Origin of the sequence: Streptomyces sp. NPDC001848 (assembly GCF_042891915.1) — a bacterium.
Lineage (GTDB): Bacteria > Actinomycetota > Actinomycetes > Streptomycetales > Streptomycetaceae > Streptomyces.
In genome coordinates, this window is sequence record NZ_JBIATP010000024.1 from 59,843 (window position 1) to 85,141 (window position 25,299).

The following is a 25,299-nucleotide window of genomic DNA, read 5'->3' on the forward strand; positions in this document are numbered from 1 at the left end:
CAGACGGGAAGAATCGAGTCCCAGCGGAGGGGCCGCCAACCGTTGCCTCGCGGGCGCACGGCTGCCTATCGTCGAATAGTCGACCGGTCGGCTAGTGACTTTTCCACCGGTCCGGAACAGTCCTCCCACCTCGAAAGTGAAGATCACCGTGAGCATTGCGCAGCAGAAGGTCGCCGTCATCACCGGCGCGTCACAGGGCATCGGCGCCGGACTAGTGGAGGGCTACCGCGCACTCGGGTACGCGGTCGTCGCCACCTCCCGCACCATCGCACCCTCGGACGACGCGGAGGTCGTCACCGTCCAGGGGGACGTCGCGGATCACTCCACCGCCGACCGTGTCATCTCCGCCGCGGTGGAGCGGTTCGGCCGGGTCGACACCCTGGTGAACAACGCGGGCGTCTTCGTCGCCAAGCCCTTCACCGACTACACCCTCGACGACTATGCGGCCGTGATCGGCGTGAACCTGAACGGTTTCTTCCGTATCACTCAGTTGGCGGTCGAGCAGATGCTCTCCCAGGGCGGCGGTCACATCGTCAACATCACCACCAGCCTGGTGGACAGCGCTGACTCCAGGGTGCCCTCGGTGCTTGCCGCTCTGACCAAGGGCGGCCTGCAGTCCGCGACCAAGTCCCTCGCCATCGAGTACGCCCGCCGTGGCATCCGCACCAACGCGGTGTCGCCGGGCACCATCAAGACCCCCATGCACCCCGAGGAGACCCATGAGTTCCTCGCTGCCCTGCACCCGGTCGGCCGGATGGGTGAAGCGAGCGACATCGTCGACGCCGTGCTCTACCTGGAGAAGGCGCCCTTCGTCACCGGCGAGATCCTCCACGTCGACGGAGGCATGAGCGCCGGACACTGACCGTACATCGAGTCTTGGACCAAGGAGTGGACATGACCGCCACGACCGACGACGCGGAGATCCTGAGCGGAGTGCTCGACCAGTGGAAGGCCGCGGTCGACGCGCACCAGCCCGACCGCGTTGCCGCCCTCTTCACCGAGGACGCCGTCTTCCAGGGGCTGCACCCCTACAGCGTCGGACGCCAGGGCGTCGCCGACTACTACGACTCCCAGCCCCTCGGCATGAAGGCGGCATACCAGATCCTCGAGACCAGGCGGCACGCCGACGACCTCGTCCTCGGTTACCTCGCCGTCGAGTTCTCGTTCACGGACCGGCCCCCGCTGGACGTGAAACTCTCAGTCCTCGTTGTCCGCACAGGGGACGACTGGTCCATCGGCCACTATCAGGTATCCCGCCTGGATTAGCCTGTTCGGCCAGATCAACCGACCTCGTCTCTGGCGCATGTTGACGCCCGCTCAACGGGCGCTTCGCACCCGGGTTGCGCCGCACCGTGCCCCTGAGCGGGGTGACCGGTGTGGCGTACCTGCGCTGTCAGCGACGCCTTCTCAACTGCGGAAGCGTGCCAGCCGCTCCTTCTCTGTGGTCCGAGTCTCACTGGTGTTGCGGTGGCCACATGCGCTCTGGCCATGGAAGCGGCGGCTCACACGGCAGTCTGCCTCGACAACGTCCGTCGGTTCGCCGCGAGCACACCGCCGCCGCAACCATTCAGCGGCATTTGCTGGCTCCGTGTCAGGCTCCACGAACGGGCATTCACCGTCCATCTGGTCATGCCGGGCACTCAGAGAGCCGGCGGCTGCTTCGATGCCCTGTCCCTGCCCGGCGCCCGTACCGCGCTGGTGATGGGCGAAGCCGGCCGGACAGGGCAGCCACGCCGCAGCCACCATGGGGCAAGTACGCACGGCCGTGCAAACGCTGGTCGCTCTCGACCTGGAACCCGACGAGACCTGTGATGACCCCATGGCTGTGGTAGCCCGGCGCACCGGGTTCGGCTCACCGGAGTCGCTTCGCAGAGCGTTTCTGCGGCAGCTGGGTGTGACACCTGGTGCGTTCCGGGCCAGCTTCCGCACAACCGGCGTGGGCACTTCCGAGGCGGGCTCGGCGTAGTCCGTGACCGTTGTGCTGGTCGCCGGTGGAAGACCGCGGAGGCGGGAGGGCCCTGATCGACGGCGGCCCGGAGGGAGGAAGCCCGTACCTGAGAAGAACCACGCCGCGGTCGCGGTCACCGGAGTGACACCATCGGCCCGCGGGCCCAGGGCTTCGCACGCTACGACTCGACTCCTCATGCCTAGGCTGTGGCCGCGGTGCGGTAGAACTCGGCCGCGGTGACGGTGGCAGGGACGCCGAGTTCTGCGGCGACCGCGGTGATCGCCTTGTCGCCGACAGCCAGATCGGCCTGGCCGTCCGTGGTGAAGTACGGCGCGATGAACGTGTCGTAGTGGGCTCGGGCCTCTTCCGCGGTCTGTCCGCCGAGGAACGTCTGCATGTGGCGCACCGTGGTGTCGGGGTCGTCGTGGATCACCTGAAGGGCGCGCCGGTGGGCTCGTACGACGGCCTGGACCGCAGGGTCGTCCGGTGAGATGTAGGTGGGGTCGACGGCCACGCCCACGGTGGGGATCTGGAAGTGGTCGCCGACCCAGGCCAGCACCTGCCAGCCGTGCTCGGCGGCCACCGCCTCCGGTGCCATGGTGCTGCCGACGTAGGCGGCGTCGATGCTGCCGTCGCTGAGCCGGCGCAGATCCATGCCGTAGTCGCCGGGCGAGCGGACGATGGTCTTCACGTCACGGTCCGGGTCAAGGCCGGCCTTTCGCAGCACGATCCGGGCGAACGCGCCGGGCGGGGTGTGCGGGGCGTGGACCGCCAGCCGTCGACCGGCCAGGTCGGCCAGGGAGGTCAGGCCGGGGCGGGCGAGGAACCAGAACAGCGGGCGGTGGGTGTTGACACTGAGTGCGACCCACGGGGTGCCGTCAGTTAGTCGTGACAGCAGTGCCCGTCCGAGCCCGATGGTGGCGCAGCGGCGCAGCCGTTCCACATCCCAGGTGCAGCCGTCGCGCAGCGCGACGTGGACACCCTCCTCGGCGTAGTAGTCCTGCTGGTCGGCGATGTACGCGGCCAGCTCCTCGTGCAGGCCTCGTCCGACGTAGGCCAGGTCGATCGTGTGCATGAACGTCTTTCCTTGATCGTTTAAGGGCTCGGCCGCGTGTGCAGAGGTCAGCGGGACGTCAGTACATGGCCATGCCGCCGTTGACCGCGGCCGTGGTACCGGTCATGAAGGAGTTGTCCTCGGCGGCGTAGAACGCGACCGCCTGGGCGACATCGGCCGGGTAGGCCAGGCGGCCCAAGGGGGTGGCGGCCACCTGCCGCTGCCTCGTCGCGTCGTCGAGCACGGCATCGGCGGTGCGGGACTCCACCGGGCCGGGCGAGACGACGTTGACCGTGATGCCCTGCGGGCCGAGTTCCTGGGCGAGATACCGGGCGAACTGCTCGAGTGCGGCCTTGGAAACGCCCAGCGCGATCATGCCCGCCCGAGGCAGGCGGCTGAGTCCGGTGCCGATGTAGATGAGGCGTCCCCACCCTCGTTCGGTCATCATGGGCAGTACGGCTTTGGTGACCGCGAACGCCGCGTGCATCTCGGCGTCGATCTTGCCGCCCAGTTCTTCCCACGTCATGTCCTGGAACGGCTTGACCGCATACGGGATGAGCGCGTTGTGCACGAGCACGTCGATGCCGCCCCAAACCGCCTGGACCTGTCCGACCATGCTCTCGACGGCCGCCTCCTCGCGCACGTCGGCCTGCACGGCCATGGCCTGGCCGCCTGCGGCCTCGATGTCGGCCACGACCCCCTCGGCCGCCTTGGTGTTGCGGAGGTAGTTGACCACCACGCGCATTCCTCGCGCGGCCAGAAGTCGCGCCGTGGCCGCGCCGATTCCGCTGCTGGCCCCCGTCACCAATGCCACCCTGCCGGTTGTCCCGGTCATGGGCCCACCTCCTGCTCGTCGTCGCGGGCCGTCGGGATGACCGCCCGGGGTTGTTCGTCGTCGATGCCCTGGCCTGTCGGGCGGATCGCCCCGTACAGCACGGTGTCGACGGTCGCCCGCAGCAGATCGGCCGCGGTCCAGTCCAGATCGCGCGGCAACTCCGACATAAGCAGCCGCTCCAACGCGCCGCGGGTGATCTCACTCAGCAGCTCGGGCGGCGCCACCAGCAAGCCCTGCCGGTGTCCCTCCCGGAACAGCTCGTCGAGCCGCTGGTAGACCACCGCGTCCACACGCTGCTCCACGTACTGGCGCAGCATCGTGTCGCCCCGACCCGTCGCGAGCTGAGTCGCGCCGATCCGCCCGAGCTCACTGCCCGCCGCGATCAGGAACCGCTGCACCCGCACACCGAACGGCTGGCCTTCCGCGTCCTCGGTCGCCGCCACCAGCGTGCGCTCCACTGCGGCGAACTGGCGGTCCAGCACCGCGGCCAACAGGCTGCGCTTGTCTGGGAAATGACGGTAGATCGTCTTCTTGCTCATCCCGAGCTCACGAGCGAGATCGTCCATGCTCACCCGCGCGAAACCCGACCCGAAGAACAGCCGACTGGCCGCCTCCACGATCACGTCCGCACGCCGCTCGTCACTGGTGGAAACTCGAGAAACTGGATTAGTTTCCATAGTTCCCATCGTTGCCCTCTGTCTCTTCGCTGTCAAGGCATGCCGTACGTCCCCAGTGCCTGCCGGCGAGGTCTGGCCGGGGGCGCTCTACCCGGCGGTGGCGAGCCCGATGAGCAGCAGGGCGATGTCGTCCGTCCGGGGCGCGGTCTGCCGTGCATGGTTGATCAGGGTCGTGGCGAGCCGGTCCATGGGCTGTGTCGAGGCCCGGGCGAGCTGGGCGGCGAGCCCGGACATGGCGTCGTCCATGTCGACCCCGGGAGTCTCGACGAGGCCGTCGGTGTACAGGGCGAGGACGGTGCCGCGTGTTAGCGGGATCTCGGTGGGGGGATAGTCCGCGTCGGGGTCGATGCCGAGCAGCACGCCGGGTCGGAGCGGAAGGACCTCGGCGTGGCCGTCCGGGTGACGCAGAACGGGCGGGGGATGGCCGGCGGTGGCGAGGACGGCCCGGCGGCGTGCGAGGTCGAGCTGGGCGTACAGGCAGCTGACGAAGCGGCCCGGGTCCATGGCGACCAGCAGGCGGTTGGCCTGTGCGAGGGCCTGTGGAGGCGTGGCCCCCGAGGCGGCGTGGGAGCGGATGGCGGGGCGCACCCGGCCCATGAGCGCGGCGGCGGTGACGTTGTGGCCCTGGACGTCGCCGATGACCGCGGCTGCGGTGGTGTCGTCGACCCGGACCAGGTCGTAGAAGTCGCCGCCGATGTCCATGCCGCGGACGCTGGGCAGATAGCGGGCCGCCACATCCAGTCCAGGAAGGTTGGGCAGCGAGTCGGGGAGCAGGGCCGCCTGCAGGGTCTTGGCGAGTTCGTTGCTGGTGTCGTACAGGCGGGCCCGTTCCAGCGCCTGCGCGATCAGTCCCGCGAGCGCGATGAAGACGACCCGCTGCTGGTCGGGAAAGGGGTGGGGCCGGTCGAAGGCGAACACGCACGAGCCCACCGGACGCCCGGAGGCGATCAGCGGCAGAAACGCCCAGGCATGCAGACCCTTCTGATGCGGGGCGGGCGGGTAGGCCCGGGACAGCTCGTCGAAGGAGGCGAAGAAACTGGGCACGCCGGTGGCGAGGACCTGGACCGCGGGTGCCGGGTGGGTCAGCGGCACGCCGTCGAAGTGTTCGAGCAGCGAGGGGTTGTAGCCGCTGCGGCCGATGACCCGCATTCTGCCGTCCTCGGCCGCGAGCAGGGCGACGGTCCGGGCTCCGAACGCCGGCAGCATCTCCTCGGTGACCAGATCGACCACGTCTGAGACGCCCACGGTTTCCGACAGGGCGGCGGCCAGGTGCAGCACCCGGTAGATCTCGCCCAAGCGGATCGGCTCGCCCCGGAACGTCTCCGTCATGGTGGGCCCCGGCTGCGAGTCCCCGCCCGGACCGGTCGGCGATATGCGGACGCTCACCCCCGAGCCGTCGGGATAGAGCTCGAACGCGAGCCACTGGTCCGGCGGGTGCATGGCGGTGTAGTAGCCGGGCTTCCGGCTGACCACGGTGGCGCGGAAGTGGTCCTCGAAGGCCGGGTCGGTGCACCAGGGCAAGGACTGCCAGGGACGCGTGCCGATCAGATCGTCGGGGCTGCTCGCGCCCAGTAGGGCGGCGGCGGTGGCGCTGACGTAGGTGAACCTGCCCTGGAGGTCGAGGGAGCAACTGCCCCAGGGCAGCCGCTCGACGAGGTCGGCCGCGGCGAGCGCCTCGGCCGGCCCCCGCTTGCCGGCGGGCGGCTGCACCAGGGTGCGGGGTGTGGGTCCCGGGCCGACGGCGTGGCCGGTGCCGGCGGCGTCGCGCAGGAACCGCGCCAGACGCCGACCGGCGGCACGGACCCGCTCAGGGCTCGGGCCGTCGGTACTGGTGGCGCCGGCGCCGGCGCCGGGCCAGAACAGCAGCAGTGCGCCCCAGACCGTGGTTCCGGTGAGGAGCGGTGCCGCGACCACCGCATGGTGGTAGGGCAGGGCGATCGCCGTGCGGGGATAGCGACGGGCGAGGTCCTCCGGGTCGCTGAGCCAGATGAGCCGCCGCTCGCGCACCGCATCGGTCACGGGAAAGCGGCTCGACAGCGGGACCCCGAACCAGGGCGCGAGATACTCCGCCGGCATGCCTGCGGCCACCTCCAGCCGCAGGGTCTGGCCGTCGGACGCCAGCAGGAAGACCGCTCCCGCGTGCACGCCGGTGTCGCGCACGGCGAGCTCCAGCAGCCGGTCCAGCTCGGCCCGGCGCAGTGACCCGGCGGTGGGTGAAGGGGAGCGGGGCCCGTGGGGCTGCGCCGCGCCGCCTTCCCGCATGGCGCACATACCAGTACCGTACGTCCGCACCCGCCGACCCCGCGCGGAGGCCGCTGCCGACTCCCGTCTCGGACGCTGTTCCCCACGACGGTCAGCTCGTCCCGTTCGTGTCAGCGTTCGAGGACGAGGGCGAGGCCCTGGCCCACGCCGATGCAGAGGGTGGCGACGCCCGTGCCGGAGCCGCGGCGGGCGAGCTGGTGGGCGACGGTGCCGGCGAGGCGGGCGCCGGAGGCGCCGAGGGGGTGGCCGAGCGCGATGGCGCCGCCCTGCGGGTTGAGGATCGCCGGGTCGAACTCTGGCCATTCGGCGAGGCAGCCGAGGACCTGGGCGGCGAAGGCCTCGTTCAGCTCCAGTACGTCGAGATCGGCGAAGGTCCGGGCGGCCTTGGCCAGGGCCCGGGCGACGGCCTCGACGGGGGCGAGGCCGAAGTAGTCGGGGTCGATCGCGGAGACTCCGGTCGCGCAGACGCGTGCCAGCGGCTCGCGGCCGATGGCCTTCACACCCTCCTCGTCGGCCAGCAGCAGGGCGGCGGCGCCGTCGTTGAGGGGGGAGGCGTTGCCGGCGGTGACCGTGCCCTGCTTGGTACGGAAGGACGGCTTGAGCCTTGCCATCGCCGCGAGGGAGGCGTTCGGGCGTACGCACTCGTCGGCCGCGAACAGCTGGAGGTCGCCGTTGCGCTGCGGGACCGGGACGGGCACCAACTCGGCGTCGAACAGGCCCTGTTCCTGGGCGCCTGCGGCCTTCTGGTGGCTGTGCAGGGCGAACTCGTCCTGCTGCTCACGGCCGATCTTGTGCTTCTCGGCGATCAGCTCGGCTGACTCCCCGAGAGGGATGGTCCATTGCGGGTTCATCGCCGGGTTCACCATGCGCCAGCCCAGCGTGGTGGAGTACAGCTCGGCGTGGGCGGCCGGGAACGGTCTGTCGTTCTTAGGTAGGACGTAGGGGGCGCGGGTCATGGACTCCACGCCGCCGGCGATAGCGGCGGAGGCGTCGCCGACAGCGATGGCGCGGGCGGCCTGGATGACGGCTTCGAGTCCGGAGGCGCACAGCCGGTTGACCGTCGCCCCGGGCACGCTGGTGGGCAGGCCGGCGAGCAGGCCGGCCATGCGGGCCACGTTGCGGTTCTCCTCGCCGGCGCCGTTGGCGTTGCCGAGGTACACGTCCTCGATGCGCGCAGGGTCCAACTGGGGTATGCGGGAGAGGAGTTCGCGGATGGCGTGGGCAGCCAGGTCGTCGGGGCGCAGCGAGGCCAGGCCGCCGTTGTAGCGCCCGATCGGCGTGCGCACGGCGTCGACGATGTAGACGGGGTTCACAGCAGGCCCTCCGTGACGGTCAGCTTGGCGTCGGTCTTGGCGATGATCTCCTCGACGTCGACGGAAGGTGCGCACTCGACCAGCACAAGCCCCTCGTCGGTGACGTCGAGGACACCGAGATCGGTGATGATCCGGTTCACGCAGTGCTTCCCGGTCAGCGGCAGCGTGCACTCGGTGCGGATCTTCGGCGAGCCGTCCTTGGCTGTGTGCGTCATGGCGACGATGACCGTGCGGGCGCCGTGGACCAGGTCCATCGCACCGCCGATCCCCGTGATCATCTTTCCGGGGATTGCCCAGTTCGCCAGGTCCCCCTGCTCGGAGACCTGCATGGCACCCAGCACCGCGACGTCGATGTGCCCGCCGCGGATCATCGCGAAGGACAGTGCGGAGTCGAAGAAGGAGGCGCCGGGCAGGACCGTGACGGTCTCCTTGCCGGCGTTGATCAGGTCCGGGTCGACCTCGTCCGCACCCGGGTAGGGGCCGGTGCCCAGGATGCCGTTCTCCGACTCGAGGATCACCTCCACCCCTGGCGGCAGGTAGGTGGGGATCAGCGTGGGCAGGCCGATGCCGAGATTGACGTACTGGCCGTCGCGCAGCTCACGCGCGGAGCGGGCGGCCATCTCCTCACGAGTCCAGGCCATCAGCTGGTCACCGTCCGCCGCTCGATCTTCTTGTCCGCCGCCTGCTGCGGGGTGAGGGCCAACACCCGCTGGACGAAGATGCCGGGCAGGTGCACCGCGTCCGGATCGATCTCGCCCGGTTCGACCAGCTCCTCCACCTCCGCGATCGTGAGCCTGCCGGCCATGGCCGCGAGGGGGTTGAAGTTGCGGGCGGACTTGCTGAACACCAGGTTTCCGTGCCGGTCGCCCTGCGCCGCCCGCACCAGCGCGAAGTCGGTGCGGATGCCGCGTTCGAGCACGTACTCGGTTCCGTCGAAGACCCGCACCTCCTTGGCCGGCGAGGCCAGTGCGACCCCGCCGGAGCCGTCGTAGCGCCAGGGCAGACCGCCCACGGCGACCTGCGTACCCACCCCCGCCGGGGTGTAAAAGGCGGGGATGCCCGCGCCGCCGGCGCGCAGCCGTTCGGCGAGCGTGCCCTGAGGGATCAGCTCCACCTCTAGCTCACCGGACAGGTACTGCCGCGCGAACTCCTTGTTCGCCCCGACATACGATCCTGTCACCCGTCCGATCCGGCCCGCCGAGAGCAGTACCGCCAGGCCCGAATCCATTGCCCCGCAGTTGTTCGAGACGACCGACAGCCCGCCGACGCCTCGCTCGAACAGGGCCTGGATCAGCACGTTCGGCACACCACTCAATCCGAACCCGCCCACGGCCAACGACGCTCCATCCGGCACATCCGCCACGGCCTCCAGGGCCGTATTGACCAATTTCCCCATATTTTTCGGATCTCCAGATGCTCGCGTGAATTCTGTGTCCATCGCGGAGTGTTTTACGCCGCCGACATGTCCGCCCGATGTGCATTCAGCCTGCCGGGGCCGTCCGCTGAGACCTGGTTCCACGGTCCGATGCCACGGCGCGCCTGGCCATCCCGCAGATCGGCGATATTGGCTCCGATTCAAGCGTTGTGCCGTCGGCCGCTCTCGCACGAATCGGGTATTTCACGTTCCTGCGGGAACGAGATGCTGACGTGACAGGCGGGCGACCCCGTACGCCACCAGCGCGAGCCCGAGCACCTGGAGGGTCAGCCACCAGCCACCACGCAGTCTTTCCCCGTAGAGGGTGACGCCGAGCGCCAGGCTCACCAGGGTGTCCCCGAGGGTCAGGGCAGGTTGGGAGGCGACGAGCGGTCCGGACTGCATGGCGTTCTCCAGCAGGAACAGGGCGCACACGCCGAGGGCTGCGAACGCATAGGTCTGCCATGTGGTGAAGAAGGCACCCATACCCCGGCTCCCGAGGGCGGCGGTCGAGGACTTCATGAGCGCAGCAGTGAGGGAGTAGGAGACGGCGGCGGCCAGGCCCATGCACGCGGCGCGCGCCGCGCCGTTGGGCAGCCTGACCGCGACGCTGCACAGCACCACCACGGCGAGCAGGCAGCAGGTCAGTACCGCTGCCCACCGGGCCGCGGGGATCCCGAGAGTGCCACCGGTCGGCGCGGCCGCGAACAACGCCAGGCCCAGGCCGCCCCCGATACTGCCGACGGGCACCCAGCCGGCCCGGGGCAACGGGCGCCCGAAGACGATGCTCGCGAGCAGCAGTACGAACGGCAACTCCAGCATGAAGAGCGGCTGTACGACCGCCAGGGCGCCGGTGGCCAGCGCGGCGCCCTGGAAGATCGCCGAGAGGGCGACCCCACCTATGCCGAGCAGCCAGACCGGTGTGCGCAGCAGGTCCCACATCAGGCCGATGCGCAGACCGCTGGACTGCGGGACGACGGTGGCGGCCCGGCGCTGCATCACGGTTCCCAGTGCGTTGGTTGCGGCTGCGAGCAGAGCGAAGATCGGTGACAGCACGGTCATCATCGTGGTCTCCTGTCCCGAGATCGCTGTGATCGATGATCGATCGATCGTGGGTGTGGGTCAGTGCTCTGCGAGAAGATGCATCAGTTGGGCGTCCAGGTCGACATGCACGTGCTCGGTGCCGGGTGACACCACCGCATCGGTACGTTGCAGGAACTCCGTCACCACCGGCCAGGGGAACATGAGGTCCGCCCGTCCTGCGGGCGGCGTGAGGACGATCTGCACCATGTGCTGTCCCTGGTGCCAAGCAGGGCGCAGGCGGACATCGCCGATACCGACTGGCTGGAGCAGCCCCTCTCTCAGGAGCTCACGGGCGAAGAACCACTCGACCGCCCGGTCACCGCCGAGGCGGAAGGTCGCATTGACCGCGTAGGGATCGTCGGGACGATAGCCCAGTCGCGTGGACACGGGCACCGCTGAGCCGTCCGGCATGACGAGGAGTGCACATAGCTCGGCATCGACGGCACCGGTGCTGGGTCTCGGCATCTCATCCTCACTCACTCGGTACGGGAGTCGAGCCCTCCGGCCCGGGGCTGTCCCGGACGCCGGGCCGGAGGGCTGTCAACGGGTGTTCCATGCGCTCTTGGAACACCGCTGCCCCCTGCGTGCATCCCGCCTTCCGCCGCCGTCCCGGGTGACCTCGCTCACCAGCCCGTGGTGCGGGCCCACTGCCTCGAACGTGGCCCGCCGGGACGAGACGGTGCTCCTGGGCATAACCCTCCAGCAGCGAGCGCAGCCGTCGGTGACCTCGGTGCAGTCGGGACAGCACGGTGCCGACGGGAGTCTGCATGATGTCGGCGATCTCACGGGTGGTGAAGCCCTCGACGTCGAAGAGGTACACCGCCGTCCGGAAGTATTCCGGGACGGCTTGCAGCGCCGCCTTGACGTCCGAGTCCGGCAGGTGGTCGAGCGCCTCGGCCTCAGCGGAGCGCAGTCCCGACGAGGTGTGCGAGGCCGCGCGGGCGATCTGCCAGTCCTCGATCGCCGTCGTGTCGTCGCGTTGCGGCCGCCTGCGTTGACTGCGGCGGTAGTTGAGGAACGTGGTGGTGAGGATGCGGTACAGCCAGGCCCTGAGATTCGTGCCCTCGCGGAACTGGTGGAACGAGGCGTAGGCCCGGGCGTACGTCTCCTGGAGCAGGTCCTCGGCGTCGGTCGGACTGCCGGTCATCCGCACGGCGGCCGCGAAAAGCCGGTCACGGTGTACCAGTGCCGGTTCGAAGAGGGCCTGCATGTCGTGGTCCGCGACGGCCTTCGCGTCCTCATCGGTCGTCCCCGTCGCCGCCGGACTCAGCGGGATGTCGGGCTCGGCCTCGCAGTTGGGTCCGGTTCCGGTCATGGTGCCTCCTGGGGTGGGGACGACGGCCGGATCTCAGCCGTCGATCAGGTGCGCGCCGGACCGGTCCGCACCTAGTCCGGGAGACGCATGGACAGCGGCCGCATTCCTGGGTTCGGCACCCCCCGACCTGAACCCTCGCCGCTCGTGAATGCGGACCCCTCGGACGCCGTTCTGGTGACCTCGACCGGCATATCCGCCTGACAGAGGTCCGGATCCACGATCCAGCCCATGGACACCCACCGCATCACGCAGACGAGTGATGTCCGTCGAGAGCCGGAGGCCCCGGGCGGGGAGCCTGTCGCACGAACAAGGTATTTCAACGCCGGCGCCCGTTATCCCTCGCGGATGACGTTGACCCCCGTCATTCAGGCATCGAAAGTCTTGCTTCCAAGCAGACGGCGGGACTGGGGAATTCTCATGAAGACATTCGTGCATCGGGGACAGATCACCAAGGTGGTCTTCGGCACCGGCACGCGCAGCCGTATCCCTGAAGAGGCTGATGCCCTCGGATGCCGTCGGGTGCTCATCCTGTGCACACCTGGTCAAGCGGGCCAGGCAGTGGAGGTACACGACGTACTGGCTACGGCGGCGGTGGGAACCTTCACGGAAGCGGCTCCGCACACCCCCGTCGAGGTCACGGAGAAGGCCGTCGCGTATGCCAGAACCGTGGGAGCGGACTCGGTGCTCGCCATCGGCGGTGGCTCGACGATCGGCCTCGGCAAGGCGATCGCTCTGCGGACCGGGCTGCCACAGATGGCGTTGCCCACCACCTACGCCGGCTCGGAGATGACGCCGATCCTCGGAGAGACCGAAGGGCGCCGGAAGACGACCCGCCGGCTGCCGGAAGTGCTGCCGAAGACCGTGGTGTACGACGTCGACCTGACGTTCACGTTTCCCACGGCGGCATCGGTGGTCAGCGGCATCAACGCGATGGCGCACGCGGTGGAGGCCCTCTACGCACAGGACCGGGACCCGCTCGCCTTCCTGATGGCCGGTGAAGCGCTCGAATCCCTCATCCGCTCCCTCCCGGTCGTCGCACAACGTCCGGACGACCGCGAGGCGCGGGCCGACGCCCTGTACGGGGCGTGGCTGGCGGGCACGTGCCTCGGCACGGTCGGCATGGCCCTGCACCACAAGGTGTGCCACGTCCTGGGCGGCACGTTCGGGCTTCCGCACGCCGAAACCCACACGGTCGTGCTGCCGCACGTCGTCGCCTACAACGCACCGGCGGCGCCCGAGGCCATGGCACGCATCGCAAGGGCGCTGTCGGCGGCCGACGCCGCGAAGGGACTCTTCGACTTCGCGGGACGGCTCGCCGCCCCCAGGGCACTGCGGGACCTCGGCATGCCGGAATCGGGCATCGAGCAGGCGGCCGAACTCATCGTGCGGGACGGCTACTGGAACCCGCGGCCAGTCGAACGGACGGCGGTACGCGCCCTCCTGACCCGCGCCTGGGCCGGACAGCCGCCGTGCACATCACCCGGCGACGGACATCCCCGGACCGAGTCCGCGACCCACCACCCAACCACCACGGGAGCGCGTCATGCGTGATCTGACCAGCGACACCATCACCGAGGCCGTGATCTCGACCATGCGGGACACCAAGGACTCCCGCGTCGCCGAGATCCTGGAATCACTGGTGCGGCACCTGCACGCCTTCGTCCGCGACGTCGAACTGACGCAGGACGAATGGGCCCGGGGAGTCGACTTCCTGACGCGCACCGGGCAGACGTGCACCCCGACGCGTCAGGAGTTCATCCTGCTGTCCGACGTGCTCGGAGTCACCATGCTGGTCGACGCCCTGACCAACCGACGCCCCAGCCAGGCCACGCAGAACAGCGTGCTGGGCCCCTACTTCAGGGAGGACAGACCGCAGCAGGCCGACGCCGCCGACATCTCCGGGGGTCTGACCGGTACCCCGCTGTTCTTCGAGGGGCGGGTCGTGGACCACCAGGGAGCGCCGGTGGCCGACGCGGCGGTGGACGTCTGGCACAGCGACTCGGACGGCCACTACGACATCGAGGTGCCCGGCCTGGACGAGCCGGCCATGCGCGCGCTGTTCCGCACCGACGAGACGGGGCACTTCGCTTTCCGTTCCATCCGCCCGTCCAGCTACCCGATACCCGGTGACGGCCCGGTCGGCGAACTCATGAGCGCGACCAGCAGGTCGCTCATGCGTCCCGCCCATGTGCACCTGCTGATCGAAGCGCCGGGATTCCAGCGCGTGACCACCATGCTCTTCCCCTCGGACGACCCGCACCTGGACACCGATCCGGTGTTCGGCGTCAAGGAGTCGCTGGTCGACCGCTACGACACCTACCCGGCCGACGCCGGGCCCTGCCGGGGCATGACCGACGTGCCGTACACCCTGCTGCGCCACACCTTCGTCCTCGAACCCTGCGTCACGGACTGATCCCCACGGCGCCACCACGACGGGAGCCGGTCATCCACGACGACGGCCGATGTCAAACACTTCATCACACCGCGGGGTTCAGCCCCGAATTCACGGAGGTCCTCAAATGAGTGAAACCCTTGATGCCGTCTTCGGGTTCCGAGCCACGATGAGCCGGCTCGCCACGGGTGTCAGCGTGATCACCACATGCTCGGGCAGCACGCCCATCGGCATGACGGCGAGCGCCGTCTCCGCACTGTCGCTGGAGCCGCTCCAACTACTCGTGTGCATCGGCAACCAACTCTACACGCGGACCGCGATCGCGGAGCACGGTCGCTTCGCCGTCAACGTCCTCGGCGAGGACAGCGAGCACCTCGCGCGGAACTTCGCCGTCTCCAAGCCGGACAAGTTCGCGGGTGTGGAGACCATCGACGACCACGGCGTGCCGGTGCTGAAGGACGCCATCGCGGCTGTCGTGTGCGACGTCGCCGCGGCGCTGCCCGGCGGCGATCACACCATATTCGTGGGCGACGTCCGTCACTTCGAACACCGGATGGAAGGCCGGCCGCTGCTCCACTTCGGCGGAGACTTCGGCACGCTCAGGCCCCCCTGCTAGCGCAGGTGACAGCGGCCCGACGAAGGCTGCCGTATCCCTGCCCCGGTCCACTACGGCCCCCGGCGTCCGCCTCCTGCAGGCGAGCCACGGACGCCGGGGGCTCCACTAGTCCCGACTCCGCCGAAGGTGCCATGACCAGTTCCGTGCCGACCTTCAAGCTGCGTCCTGGGGACCAGCCCCCGCACCAGCTGACCCGCCCCCGGCTTTTGCGCCGGCTGGACGCGTCGACCGAGCCCGTGGTGGTGGTCTCCGCGCCCGCCGGTGCCGGAAAGACGGTGCTCCTGACCGAGTGGTCGCGAAGCCTCGCAACTCGTGGCGCGTGCGCCTGGCTCAGCCTGGACGCCTACGACAACGCCCCGGGCCGGCTCTGGGCCGGCATCCTGCGGGCGTTGCAGCACGTACGGCCGGAACTCCCCGTCCGCCCCCACAGCGGCGAGTGGACACTCGACGCGTGGCTCGAGGAGATCCTGCCGAGACTCGTGAACGGACTGGACGGACAGGGACCGCTCGCGCTGATCCTCGACGGAGTGGAATCGATCACGGACGTCGATGCGGTCCGCAGTCTTTCGGATTTCCTGACAAGGCTTCCGCAGGGCTTTCGCGTCGTTCTGTCGACCCGTCACGTTCCGGGTGGACCCGTACCGACCCTGCGCGCCCGGGGCGCGATCGCCGAACTCGACCGGCACGACCTGGCCTTCACCCCCGAGGAGGCACAGGCCGTGCTCACCGATCTGCTCGGGTCCGCTCCTGCCCCGGACACGTTGAGCGCGGTGTACGAGACCACCGAGGGGTGGGCGGCGGCGCTGTGCATCATGGGCCGTACCCTCGCTCGCTCGTCGGACGACGCCGACACGGCGGCCGACCTGACCCGCGGCAGGCGAGCGGTCACCGAATACCTGGCCACCGAGGTGCTCCACCGGCTCACCACCGAGCAGCGCGAGTTCCTGCTCCGTACCAGTGTGCTCGACGAGTTGAGTGCCGGGCCGTGCCAAGCCCTCGCCGGGGACCGGGCGGGCGTACTGCTGCGCGAGCTCGCACGGACCGTCCAACTGCTCGTGCCCGTAGCCGCCGATCCCTCGGCATACCGGCGTCACCGTGCACTGTCCGCGCTGCTCTGCGACCTTCTCGGATCCGAAGGGCGCGAGACCGCCGTGTCGTTGCACAGGGCGGCGGCTCGGTGGTACTCACGGCAGGGCGAGACCACCGCGGCCGTACGGCACTGGGTGCGCGGCGGTGACGAGGCCGCCGCCGTCGCGTCGATACTCCACGACTGGGAACAGGCGATCTCGGCAGGCCGTGGTCCGGAGGTCAGACAATGGCTGGAGCTCTTGCCGCTCCGCACGGTCGCCGCCGACGCAAGACTGTGCGTCGTGGCGGCGATGGCGGACCTGTCGGGGGGTGCTCCGGAAACGGCCCGGCGCTGGCTGGACGTGGTCCGGCTCAGGGGGCCGGGAGCGGAGAAGGTCGGCGAAGGCAGCACGGTGTCCGATGCGGCGGCCGTCGCCCGGGCCGTGGCCTGCTGGCTGCAGGGGGAGGTCCTGACCGGCGACCGTCTCGCCGAAACCGTCTTCGCCGGCACCGTCCCGTTGACTTCCTGGCGTGCCCTGGCCTGTACGGCCCGCGGTACCGCTCTGCTGTGGACCTCCCAGTACGAGGAGGCCGAGGCGCTGCTCGGCGAGGCGACCCGTGACGCGCATGCCGCCGGGCATGGCCTGACGCTCGTCCGCGCGCTGGGGCTGCGGGCGCTGTGCGCCCTGTTGGCCGGACGCCATGAGCCGGCGCGCATGCTGAGCGACGAAGCCCTGGACGCGGCCGGGACGGCCGGGCTGGAGCGGCACTTCGTCGCGGCGCCCGCCTACATCGGCAGGGCCGGCCTGCTCCTCGATGAGGGACGGGCCGACGAGGCCGAACGGACTCTGGCTGATGCGGAAGCGGCGCTGGCGCACTCGTCCAGGACAGGCAGCGAACCCCAGATGCACGCCTTGTATCACGGCACACGGGCACGACTTGCCACTGCGCGACGCAACGCGGACGCCGCGCGGGAAGCCCGTGAGGCGGCCGAGCGGGCAGCGGCCCGGTGCGAGTCACCAGGAGTGCTCACGGATCTGCTCGGGGGAGTCGGGGAGGACACCGTCGTGCCGCTCGTCGTGTCCGGCCCCCAGGAGCTGTCGCTCGGCGAGCGCCGGGTGCTCCGCGCCCTGTGCGGTCCGCTGACACTGCGTGAGATCGCCGCCGAGTTCTATGTGTCCCACAACACCGTCAAGACACAGGTACGGGCGGTCTTCCGCAAACTCGGTGCGCACGACCGGAGCGCAGCGGTCGCCAGGGCCCGGGAGTGCGGCATGCTCTGACCCGGGCCCCGGCATCCTGCTACGAGTCGTTCTGACGAGAGGCGTCCTGGCGTCGGGCGTAGTCCGCCTGGGCCAGGTACGCGGTCTCCTGCTCCCCATCGTTGCTCACGCTCTCGATGCCGCAGACCTTGCGCGCGAGGTCCGCCATGCTGCCGGTGGGGGACATCTCGGCACGTTTCATCGTGAGGCTTCGGATGGCCAGCAGGGGCGTGCCGTTGAAGTTCTCGAAGGTGCTGATGCGGTCGCCCCAGTCGGACAGGAACATGTCGCGGATCACCCGGCTGATCTTCAGCCGGTCGTGCGGCCTGCCGACCGGTCCGGTCTGCAGCGCCGTCAGCCACGGCCGCAGTTCGGGCCGCTCCCACTGCCCCTCGGTGGGATAGATGAGCGCGGCACGACCGGACAGGTCGATGAGCTCGTGGGTCAGGTCGGTGATGTGCTCGATGTAGTAGGCCCGCCCGAAGTCGAACATCAGAACGTTCGGCTTGTAGATGCCGCCGGGAGTGAAGAAGCCTTCGTCCTCCGAGGCGATCACATGCGCCTTGAGCGTCTGGAGGAAGCCGGCGAACCGGGCGATCCGCGCCTGGACGGGCGGCAGTTGGTAGGTGCCGATGTGCTCGGTGATCAGCAAGGCCAGACCGAGCATCAGCTCGGCCTTGACCATGGCACGCACCAGCGAGTGGTAGTGCAACCAGTCGAAGACGCGCTGCGGGTACAGCGAGGCGTGCTGGGGGTTGCCGATGTGGAAGACCCGGTTCCAGGGGATGAGCACGTCCTCGAACACGATGATGCTGTCCAGCTCGTCACCCTGCGAGGCGAGCGGGTGCTCCACCTCCTCGCCGTCGCGGACGTTGCTCTCGCGGCAGATGATGGTGACCCCGGGGGTGTTGGGCTTCACCGCCCCGTAGATGATCTGCTCCGACACGATGCCGGGGCGGTAGAAGACGCCGATGTGGATCCAGTCCCCGAAGGCCGCGCCGGTGCTGATCGACTTCACACCCCGCACGGTGATGCCCTCGTCCGAGGTGGCGACCACCCGCAGTGCGGGGGAGATGGCCTGTGCGGAATCGCGCGAGCGGTCCGCCTGCGGGTCGACGAAGGCCGGCGTCGCGTTGAGGTCGCCGTCCCGCATCACGTTCCAGAAGTCGAGGATCCCACCGGTGAGGTCCCGCCCGTCGGTCCCGACGGACTGGCTGCTCCAGGGCTCAGGGTCGTCGACGTAGGTCAGCAGGACGTAGTTGTTGACGTCCGGCGTGCGCGGGATCGCACCACCGCCCAGTTCCCGCTGCACCGTCTCCAGGTAGCGCCGCTTACGCAGCAGGTCCTCCTTGGAGCGGTGCTGGAACCATGTCATGGACCGCCGGACACCGTCCTCGTCCAGGAACGTCATGACGTCCTGGAGGTCGGGACGGTGGTGCAGGTCGTAGAAGTCCGCGATGCTCCGGGCGTACGCCCTGGTCTTGGGGTGCGTGGACACGTCGTCGACGAGTTCGTCACCCACCCACACCGTGCGGCCGTCGTTCAATGCCGCGAGGTATTCCTTGCCTGTACGCACGTCGTGCTCCTCTCGGGGGCAAGAGATCTGGACGCCCCGAAGGATGTGTCGTGGCGGGGTGAGCGGACGGCACGGAACCTGCAATCACCCGGGTGAAAGCGCCGGGCACACATGAACCGGCGTTGAGGGCGATGTGGCCGTGCGGCATGCTGGCCCCATGCGCAGCACAGACCCCGTGGGTGACCGGCCCGGTGGGCGTGGGCACCGGGCCGTGAACGGCCTGCGCCTCAGGGGACGGGGCCGCGAGATGGCGGCCGTCCGTGAGGCCCTGGACGCGGTGCGTGCCGGGCGGGGTGCCTGCGTCGTCGTGGAAGGCGCACCCGGCGTCGGCAAGAGCCGGCTGCTGGCGGAGCTGGACGACATGGCACGGCGGTCCGGCTTCGACGTGGTGTCCGTACGCGCCGACGAGCTCGACCAGTACGCCGCCGGAGCCGCCCTGCAGTCCGCCCTGCAGTTCTCCGACGGTTCCGAACGAGTGGCCGCGGCCACCGACGATCAGCGGCTGTGGCTGCTGGACAGCATCACGGACGCTCTCGAGGAGCGTGCCCAGCGCGCCCCGGTGGCCGTGCTGGTGGACGATGCGCAGTGGGCGGATCCGGCCACGCTCCTGGTGCTGCGCACCCTGCCCCGGCGACTGGCGGCTTCGCGGATCCTGTGGGTGCTGGCGGTACGGTCGGAGACCGAGCGGCCGACCGTTGCGAGGGTGCGGGAGGACCTCGAACGCCTCGGAGCCCGGTGGCTGACCCTCGGTCCCCTGCCGCAGCAGGAGCTGCAGCACATCGCGGCCGACGTCCTCGGGGCGAAACCGTCACCCGCTCTGGCCCGGCTCCTGCAGGGCGTCGGGGGCAATCCGTTCCTGGCGATCGAACTGGTGCGCGCCTTCGTCGACACGGACGCCGTCAAAGTGGAGGCGGGCGTGGCGAGCCTGCTGCACGACGGCATCCCCGTCGGTTTCCGGCGGAGCGTCGCCGCGCGTCTGGACCGGCTCCCGGAGGATGCCGTGCGCCTCCTCCAGATCGGGTCCGTCCTCGGCCGGGAGTTCGACCTCGGTACGGCCGCCCGCATGCTCGGCAGGCAGGTCGGCAGCCTGCTGTCGGGCGTCGAGGCGGCCCTGAACGCCGGTCTGCTCTCCGGCGACGGGCCACGACTGGCGTTCCGCCACGACCTCATGCGGCAGGCCGTCCACGAGAATCTGGCGCCGGCCGTACGGACCGCTCTGCACCGGGAGGCCGCCGACATTCTGCGGGGCATCGGGGCACGATCGGCCGAGGTGGCCTGGCACGTCGTCCTGTCGGGCGGCCCGGTCGACGACGACGCCGTGACCACATTGACCACCGCGGTTCGGGAACTGTCCTCGTCGGCCCCCGACGCGGCTGCGGACCTGGCTCAGCAGATCGCCGGACTGCTGCCCCTGCACGACCGGCGGCGCATCGCCCTGCTGACCGACGCCGCGGAGTACCTTGGCCGGACCCGCCGGGTGCACCAGGCGCTCGACCTGGTCGACGCGACCCTGTCGGACCGGCTGGAGCCGGTGCAGGAGGCGCGTCTGCGCCTGGTGGCTGCCGAGATCCACCAGGCCGCGGGCGATGATGCCGCAGCGATGACACACCTCCAGCAGGCTCTGGTCCTTCCCGGGCTGCCGACTGACCTGCGAATCAGGCTGCTGAAGACCAAGGCGACGGGCCACGTGTACCTCGGGGACATCACCGCTGCCGAGCAGACCGACATCGGACTGGTCGAGGCCTCCTACCGCAGCGAGGACCCGGCCGTCGTCGTCAGCGCCATGGTGTTCCAGTCGCAGACGTTCTTCTACCGTGGGCGCCTGGCCCGCGCCCTTGAGCTCGCCGAGGAGGCCACGGCACGCGCCGCCGGCACGGAGTCCGGCGTACTCTACCTGCGGCCTCCGCGGATTCCCGCGCTGTGGCTGGCCACGGTGCTGACCGCCACCGACCGGCTCGCGGACACCGAGCGGGTGCTGCGGGAGGGGCAGCGCGAAGCGGAGACGCTGGGCCTGGGTTGGTCGCTTCCCCACTGGCATGCGAGCCGTGCCTGCGCGCTGTTCGAACAGGGGGCGCTGGACGACGCGGCCGTGGAGGCCGAGTCCAGTCTGATGGTGGCCGACGAACTCGAGATCACCCAGCCGAATCCGCAGGCCCGCTCCGTCCTGGCATTGGTGGAGATCAGACGCGGTGACCTCGCCAAAGCCAGGGACCATCTCCGCGCCGCCGAAGCCGGATCCGGCACGAGCACCCAGCGGTTCGGACTGACGGTATCGCTCGCACGCGCCTGCCTGGCCGACGCGGAGGGCCGGGACACCGCAGCGGCAGCGGCGATCGGCGGCAGCTTCACGGACGCCGAGCCGGCACGCCTGCTTGCGGTGCCGCCGTCCCACTGGCCCGGGATCGTGCGCATGGCGCTCCGCGGCGAGGACCCCTCGCTCGCGCACGCCGTGTCCGGCGCATTGCGCACCCTGGCCGCACAGGACGGCGGCCAGCAGATCGTCGGGACAGTCCGTGCCCATGTGGACGGCCTGCTCCACCACGACCGGGACGCACTGGCGTCCGCCGTCACCGGTTACCGGAGCACCGGCAGGCGGCTGGGCCTGGCCGCGGTCTGCGAGGACCTCGGGGACCTCGTGGCCGCGTCGGGCGACAGCACGTCGGCGATCCCGTATTTCGAAGAGGCGGGTGAGCTGGCGTCGGCATGCGGAGCCCTGCGCGATCACGAACGGATCATGCGGCGCCTCAGACAGTTCGGCGTACGTACAGCTGCCCCACGGCACCACAAGACCGGCGCAGCGGGATGGGAGAGCCTGACCGAATCCGAGCGGAAGCTCATCCCGCTCGTCGTGGAGGGCCTCACCAACCGGGCCATCGCCGACCGGCTCTACGTGTCCGTGCATACCGTCAACACGCATATGAAGCACATCTTCACCAAGCTCGACATCAACACACGAGTCGAACTGACCCGGCTGGCGATCGAACGGGGCGGCATCGCCGACAGGGCGGACTAAGCGACGCCTGCGGCGGCGGGGCGCGGCGGCGAGGATCCCGTGAATGGGCGATGCAGGCGGATGACGTACGGGTGATCCTGGTCGCGACGGCGCCACAGGAACGGTGCCGTCAGCGATCCGATCACATGCGGACGGCTGAGCCCGGAGACCGACCGGGTCGTTCCCCCGGCGCAGACCGGGCCGCGTACCAGGCGCTCGAGAAGGAGTACCGGCGTGGGAAGACTTTCCCCCGTGTCGCGGACGGATGGTCAACCGCGGACCGGGTCGGTCGGCACCGGCGCGGTCGCCGGACGCGGAGACCGCGGCCAGCTCCGTGCAGCCGTGGCCGCGAGCGCGGCCCCGCACGGATACACCCTGGCGCTGTGGACCGCCACCGCCGTGACGTCGTCCGATCGGGGCGCCCCAGGGACGGCCGAAGTCCTGGCACTCCTCGCCGGTGCGACGCTCGCCTTCGTCGGGCTGGGTGCCGTCGCGTACGGCGGCTCCCCCATGAAGCCGGAGAGGTCCGCCCCGGCCGGCACGTGGATATGGGCCGCCTTCCATCTACCCATGGCGGCTCTCGCTGCGCTGGTCAGCCTGTTGCTCGCAGGGTGCTGTTCCGGTCCCTTCCTGCGGGGGCTCGTCGGGACGACCACGACGGCTGTCTATCTGCTTGCTGTCAGCGCCCAGTTCCTCTGTTTCTCAGTTCGCCGAATCACCTAGATACCAAAGCCGCACACACAGTAAGAGGTTCACCATGTCACTCGCACTCGACCCCGCAGCCCAGGACCTTCTGTTCCGGGAGGCTCGTACCGCCAACACCTTCACCGACGACCCGGTGACGGACGACCAGGTGAAGGCCATCTACGAACTGGTCAAGTACGGTCCCACCAGCATGAACCAGCAGCCGCTGCGGATCGTGCTGGTTCGTTCCGCCGAGGCGCGTGAACGCCTGACCGGACACCTGTCCGAGGGAAACCGTAAGAAGACCGCGGCCGCCCCTCTCGTCGCCATCCTCGCCGCGGACAATGAGTTCCACGAGGAACTGCCGAGCCAGTTCCCCCACTTCCCGCAGGCAAGGGATCTCTTCGCCGAGCGTGCGGTGCGTGAGCGTTCCGCAAGGCTCAATGCGCTCCTCCAGGTCGGCTACTTCATCATCGGCGTCCGCGCGGCCGGCCTGGCCGCGGGACCGATGACCGGCTTCGACGCCGAGGGCATCGACAAGGAGTTCTTCAGCGACGGCGAGCATTCGGTTCTCGCCGTCGTCAACATCGGCAGGCCGGGCGAGAATGCCTGGTTCCCGCGCTCCCCACGCCTGACGTACGCCCAAGTGGTCACGACCGTCTGATCCACTGCCAGGCATCTGAGCTCCGGAACCCCTCCGGTCATCCACGCGTCCGCAGGCCCGGGGGGAGGGTCTCCCCCTCCGGGACCGGTTTCGTCCGGCTCCCGGCGGTGTCGCCGATGGCGGTGTGCGCGGGCGGCCACGGCAGCAGGGCGATCAGGGAGTGTGCCCGGTGGATGAGGAAGGCGGCGAGCGGCAGTTCGGTGGCCAGGGCAAGACCCCCCGCCATCCAGACGTCCTCAGTTCCGACATCGAGCGAGATGTCGAACCAGGTGTCGCAGATCAGCAGGACTGCTGTGGCGTGCGCGTACAGAATGACCGAACGGCTGCGCCGCCAGGCCAGGAACGCCGTGGACGCCAACGCCATGATGAGCAGCACGTCGAATCCGACCCAGGTCAGGCGCCACTCGTGCACGTGGTGGGACGACGGCAGCGTCAGCCCCAGCATCACGGTCCAGGGTATGAGACAGGCGGCGCATGTGGCGAGCAGCTCAGCGGTGTGCCTCCTGCGGCGGTCCGGCGCGAGGCCGCGGTGGCCGGTATGTTCCTTGGTCACTTGCGGTCCGTCCTCGCGCACTTCCTCCGACACCGGCGGGTTTCCCGGATTCCACATGGGCACAGCCGTATACGTCGTTCCGGATATTCCCGCGGTGTGCCACCGAACCTCTCGGGCCGCGGGCGATGCCGGTGTCACCCACTACGGGCGTGCCAACCCGAACGTCTTCAGCTGCTCCCAGATCCACGGGTAGAAGCGGTCGTACCTGGAAGAGTCCCAGACGTGTCCGCGATGTCCGTCGTGGTGCCCACCGACGGTTCCCGTCTCGGCCACCGCACCCGCTCGCGCAGGGACGCGCGCGTCGGCCGGAAGAGCAGCCGCGTTCGCGGAACCCCCGGCGACGAGGAGGGTCCCTCCGGCGAATGCCAGAGCGGCGGCGGTGGTCGCTATACGCCGTACGAGCTTGTTCTTGGTACGCAAAAAAATCATTCCCTGGTTTCCGGGGAGTAGAAACTGCCAACGCGGCCAGTTTCGATCAGGAAGGTGTGTAGTGCATCGCATGATCTGGTGATTGACTGCTGCCCAGGTGGCGCCATGCTGCAGGTATGTATTGTGGGCTTGAGTCGAGACCTGATAGTCACATGAATCGCTAGACTGTGCGATGTTCTCAGTTCCTTTCCGGTCCACTCTGCCCAGAGAGCTGATACCGCTCGAGTTTTCTTGACTCGGCGGTCGTCTGCCGAAGAAAAGTGGCACGCGAAACCAGATCGGGGTCGGGAGCGTGGAGGGCCGGGATGTCCAGGCGCAGTAGCAAAATCGAGTTCCTAGGCTCGCAGGGCGTCCCGCTCGTGGCGCGCCTGGATCAGCCGGAGGGGACGCCTTGGGCATACGCCGTATTCGCCCCCTGCTTCACATGCGGCAAGGACTGGTTGGCGGCCGCTCGGATCTGCCGGGAGCTGGCCGAACGCGGAATCGCGGTCCTCAGTGTGGACTTCACCGGCATCGGTGAGTCCGGGGGTGACTTCGCTGACAGTACATTCAGCTCCGATGTGGACGATCTCGTGCGCGCCGCCGACCACTTGCGCGAGAACTTCACGGCACCGTCCCTCCTCATCGGGCATTCGCTGGGCGGCGCAGCCGTGCTGGCCGCCGCGCACCGGATACCCGAAACGGCGGCGGTGGCCACGATCGGTGCGCCTGCGGACCCGGAGCACGTCGTGCACACTTTCGGCGGCAGGCGGGAGGAGATCGAGCGGCACGGGGAGGCCGAGGTGCGTCTCGGAGGCCGCGTATTCCACATCCGTCGGGAGTTCCTCGACGACATCGCCGCGCAGCCTCAGGCCGAGCGCATCCGCCGACTGCGTCACGCGCTCCTGGTGCTGCACTCACCGATCGACGAGACGGTTGGTGTGGAGAACGCCCAGCAGATCTTCGACGCAGCACGGCACCCCAAGTCCTTCGTCGCGATCGATGGCGCCGACCATCTGCTCACCGATCGTGCCGACGCCCGCTATATCGCGACGCTGCTGGCCGCATGGGCCGGCCGATACGCCCGCGATTCGGTCCAGGCCGGGCCGGCGTGACGGAATTCGCATACCCGGAGCCGATAGGACTTCCGTGCACCGAATGTGCCGTAAATCGCATCATTCAG

General features: G+C 69.5%; 24 protein-coding genes. 11 read left to right on the forward strand and 13 right to left on the reverse strand.

Translation table 11 applies throughout. The features are described 5' to 3' along the window. Positions 1 to 148: 148 nt before the first annotated feature. The 3 genes from ACFYZJ_RS35125 (at position 149) to ACFYZJ_RS35135 (ending at position 1,966) form a co-directional block, all read left to right on the forward strand. On the forward strand, positions 149 to 862 hold the full coding sequence (locus ACFYZJ_RS35125) for an SDR family NAD(P)-dependent oxidoreductase (RefSeq protein WP_388575256.1): 714 nt from the start codon (positions 149 to 151) through the stop codon (positions 860 to 862). Between the two features lie 32 nt (positions 863 to 894). Next, on the forward strand, positions 895 to 1,266 hold the full coding sequence (locus tag ACFYZJ_RS35130) for a nuclear transport factor 2 family protein (protein WP_361232405.1): 372 nt from the start codon (positions 895 to 897) through the stop codon (positions 1,264 to 1,266). Between the two features lie 478 nt (positions 1,267 to 1,744). After that, a complete protein-coding gene (locus tag ACFYZJ_RS35135) occupies positions 1,745 to 1,966 on the forward strand; it encodes a hypothetical protein (protein ID WP_388575259.1) in 222 nt (73 codons plus the stop codon). 181 nt (positions 1,967 to 2,147) lie between these two features. Here ACFYZJ_RS35135 and ACFYZJ_RS35140 read toward each other — a convergent pair whose 3' ends face one another. The 10 genes from ACFYZJ_RS35140 to ACFYZJ_RS35185 form a co-directional block, all read right to left on the reverse strand. Then, positions 2,148 to 3,023, reverse strand: coding sequence for an ABC transporter substrate-binding protein (locus tag ACFYZJ_RS35140; RefSeq protein ID WP_388575262.1), 876 nt, complete (start codon positions 3,021 to 3,023; stop codon positions 2,148 to 2,150). 58 nt (positions 3,024 to 3,081) lie between these two features. After that, complete coding sequence (locus ACFYZJ_RS35145) at positions 3,082 to 3,837, reverse strand: SDR family NAD(P)-dependent oxidoreductase (protein ID WP_388575265.1); 756 nt, start codon at positions 3,835 to 3,837, stop codon at positions 3,082 to 3,084. Further along, the gene (locus ACFYZJ_RS35150; protein ID WP_388575268.1) at positions 3,834 to 4,460 is read right to left on the reverse strand and encodes a TetR/AcrR family transcriptional regulator; all 627 of its coding nucleotides are present in this window, start codon (positions 4,458 to 4,460) and stop codon (positions 3,834 to 3,836) included. Before ACFYZJ_RS35150 ends, ACFYZJ_RS35145 begins: the two co-directional genes overlap by 4 nt. 141 nt (positions 4,461 to 4,601) lie before the next feature. After that, positions 4,602 to 6,785: a SpoIIE family protein phosphatase gene (locus ACFYZJ_RS35155; RefSeq protein WP_388575270.1), complete on the reverse strand. Its 2,184-nt coding sequence runs from the start codon at positions 6,783 to 6,785 to the stop codon at positions 4,602 to 4,604. A 101-nt stretch (positions 6,786 to 6,886) separates the two neighbouring features. Next, entirely contained in the window at positions 6,887 to 8,089 is a 1,203-nt protein-coding gene (locus ACFYZJ_RS35160; protein ID WP_388575273.1) for a thiolase family protein, read from the reverse strand. After that, complete coding sequence (locus ACFYZJ_RS35165; RefSeq protein ID WP_382026482.1) at positions 8,086 to 8,730, reverse strand: CoA transferase subunit B; 645 nt, start codon at positions 8,728 to 8,730, stop codon at positions 8,086 to 8,088. Before ACFYZJ_RS35165 ends, ACFYZJ_RS35160 begins: the two co-directional genes overlap by 4 nt. Continuing rightward, on the reverse strand, positions 8,730 to 9,485 hold the full coding sequence (locus ACFYZJ_RS35170; RefSeq protein WP_388575363.1) for a CoA transferase subunit A: 756 nt from the start codon (positions 9,483 to 9,485) through the stop codon (positions 8,730 to 8,732). The genes ACFYZJ_RS35165 and ACFYZJ_RS35170 overlap by 1 nt, the downstream gene beginning before the upstream one ends. A 222-nt stretch (positions 9,486 to 9,707) precedes the next feature. Further along, positions 9,708 to 10,568, reverse strand: a complete 861-nt coding sequence (locus ACFYZJ_RS35175) for a DMT family transporter (RefSeq protein ID WP_388575276.1) — start codon at positions 10,566 to 10,568, stop codon at positions 9,708 to 9,710. A gap of 57 nt (positions 10,569 to 10,625) precedes the next feature. Further along, the gene (locus ACFYZJ_RS35180) at positions 10,626 to 10,997 is read right to left on the reverse strand and encodes an SsgA family sporulation/cell division regulator (protein ID WP_388575278.1); all 372 of its coding nucleotides are present in this window, start codon (positions 10,995 to 10,997) and stop codon (positions 10,626 to 10,628) included. Positions 10,998 to 11,058: 61 nt separating this feature from the next. Further along, the gene (locus tag ACFYZJ_RS35185; RefSeq protein WP_388575281.1) at positions 11,059 to 11,901 is read right to left on the reverse strand and encodes a sigma-70 family RNA polymerase sigma factor; all 843 of its coding nucleotides are present in this window, start codon (positions 11,899 to 11,901) and stop codon (positions 11,059 to 11,061) included. A 417-nt stretch (positions 11,902 to 12,318) separates the two neighbouring features. Here ACFYZJ_RS35185 and ACFYZJ_RS35190 point away from each other — a divergent pair, with 417 nt between their 5' ends. The 4 genes from ACFYZJ_RS35190 to ACFYZJ_RS35205 all read left to right on the forward strand — a co-directional run bounded on the left by ACFYZJ_RS35190 (position 12,319) and on the right by ACFYZJ_RS35205 (position 17,260). Then, positions 12,319 to 13,452, forward strand: coding sequence for a maleylacetate reductase (locus ACFYZJ_RS35190; protein ID WP_388575283.1), 1,134 nt, complete (start codon positions 12,319 to 12,321; stop codon positions 13,450 to 13,452). Continuing rightward, a complete protein-coding gene (locus tag ACFYZJ_RS35195) occupies positions 13,445 to 14,314 on the forward strand; it encodes a dioxygenase (protein WP_388575286.1) in 870 nt (289 codons plus the stop codon). The genes ACFYZJ_RS35190 and ACFYZJ_RS35195 overlap by 8 nt, the downstream gene beginning before the upstream one ends. 106 nt (positions 14,315 to 14,420) lie before the next feature. Then, entirely contained in the window at positions 14,421 to 14,909 is a 489-nt protein-coding gene (locus tag ACFYZJ_RS35200) for a flavin reductase family protein (protein ID WP_388575289.1), read from the forward strand. 131 nt (positions 14,910 to 15,040) lie between these two features. Next, the gene (locus ACFYZJ_RS35205; RefSeq protein ID WP_388575292.1) at positions 15,041 to 17,260 is read left to right on the forward strand and encodes a LuxR C-terminal-related transcriptional regulator; all 2,220 of its coding nucleotides are present in this window, start codon (positions 15,041 to 15,043) and stop codon (positions 17,258 to 17,260) included. A 19-nt stretch (positions 17,261 to 17,279) separates the two neighbouring features. On the opposite strand, the gene ACFYZJ_RS35210 is transcribed toward ACFYZJ_RS35205, so the two are convergent. Next, positions 17,280 to 18,815 carry a 4-hydroxyphenylacetate 3-hydroxylase family protein gene (locus ACFYZJ_RS35210; RefSeq protein WP_388575293.1) on the reverse strand — a complete coding sequence of 512 codons (1,536 nt, stop codon included), beginning with the start codon at positions 18,813 to 18,815 and terminating at the stop codon, positions 17,280 to 17,282. Positions 18,816 to 18,972: 157 nt separating this feature from the next. Between ACFYZJ_RS35210 and ACFYZJ_RS35215 the strand changes: the two genes are divergently transcribed. The 3 genes from ACFYZJ_RS35215 (at position 18,973) to ACFYZJ_RS35225 (ending at position 23,155) form a co-directional block, all read left to right on the forward strand. After that, positions 18,973 to 21,828, forward strand: a complete 2,856-nt coding sequence (locus ACFYZJ_RS35215; protein WP_388575295.1) for an AAA family ATPase — start codon at positions 18,973 to 18,975, stop codon at positions 21,826 to 21,828. A gap of 321 nt (positions 21,829 to 22,149) precedes the next feature. Next, the gene (locus ACFYZJ_RS35220; RefSeq protein ID WP_388575298.1) at positions 22,150 to 22,530 is read left to right on the forward strand and encodes a hypothetical protein; all 381 of its coding nucleotides are present in this window, start codon (positions 22,150 to 22,152) and stop codon (positions 22,528 to 22,530) included. 34 nt (positions 22,531 to 22,564) lie between these two features. Next, positions 22,565 to 23,155, forward strand: a complete 591-nt coding sequence (locus ACFYZJ_RS35225; protein WP_361258907.1) for a malonic semialdehyde reductase — start codon at positions 22,565 to 22,567, stop codon at positions 23,153 to 23,155. 37 nt (positions 23,156 to 23,192) lie between these two features. Here ACFYZJ_RS35225 and ACFYZJ_RS35230 read toward each other — a convergent pair whose 3' ends face one another. Then, positions 23,193 to 23,708, reverse strand: a complete 516-nt coding sequence (locus tag ACFYZJ_RS35230) for a hypothetical protein (protein WP_388575301.1) — start codon at positions 23,706 to 23,708, stop codon at positions 23,193 to 23,195. Positions 23,709 to 23,849: 141 nt separating this feature from the next. After that, entirely contained in the window at positions 23,850 to 24,128 is a 279-nt protein-coding gene (locus ACFYZJ_RS35235; RefSeq protein ID WP_388575304.1) for a hypothetical protein, read from the reverse strand. A gap of 368 nt (positions 24,129 to 24,496) precedes the next feature. On the opposite strand from ACFYZJ_RS35235, the gene ACFYZJ_RS35240 reads away from it, so the two are divergent. Next, positions 24,497 to 25,231, forward strand: a complete 735-nt coding sequence (locus ACFYZJ_RS35240; protein WP_388575307.1) for an alpha/beta hydrolase family protein — start codon at positions 24,497 to 24,499, stop codon at positions 25,229 to 25,231. The last annotated feature ends 68 nt before the right edge of the window (positions 25,232 to 25,299 follow it).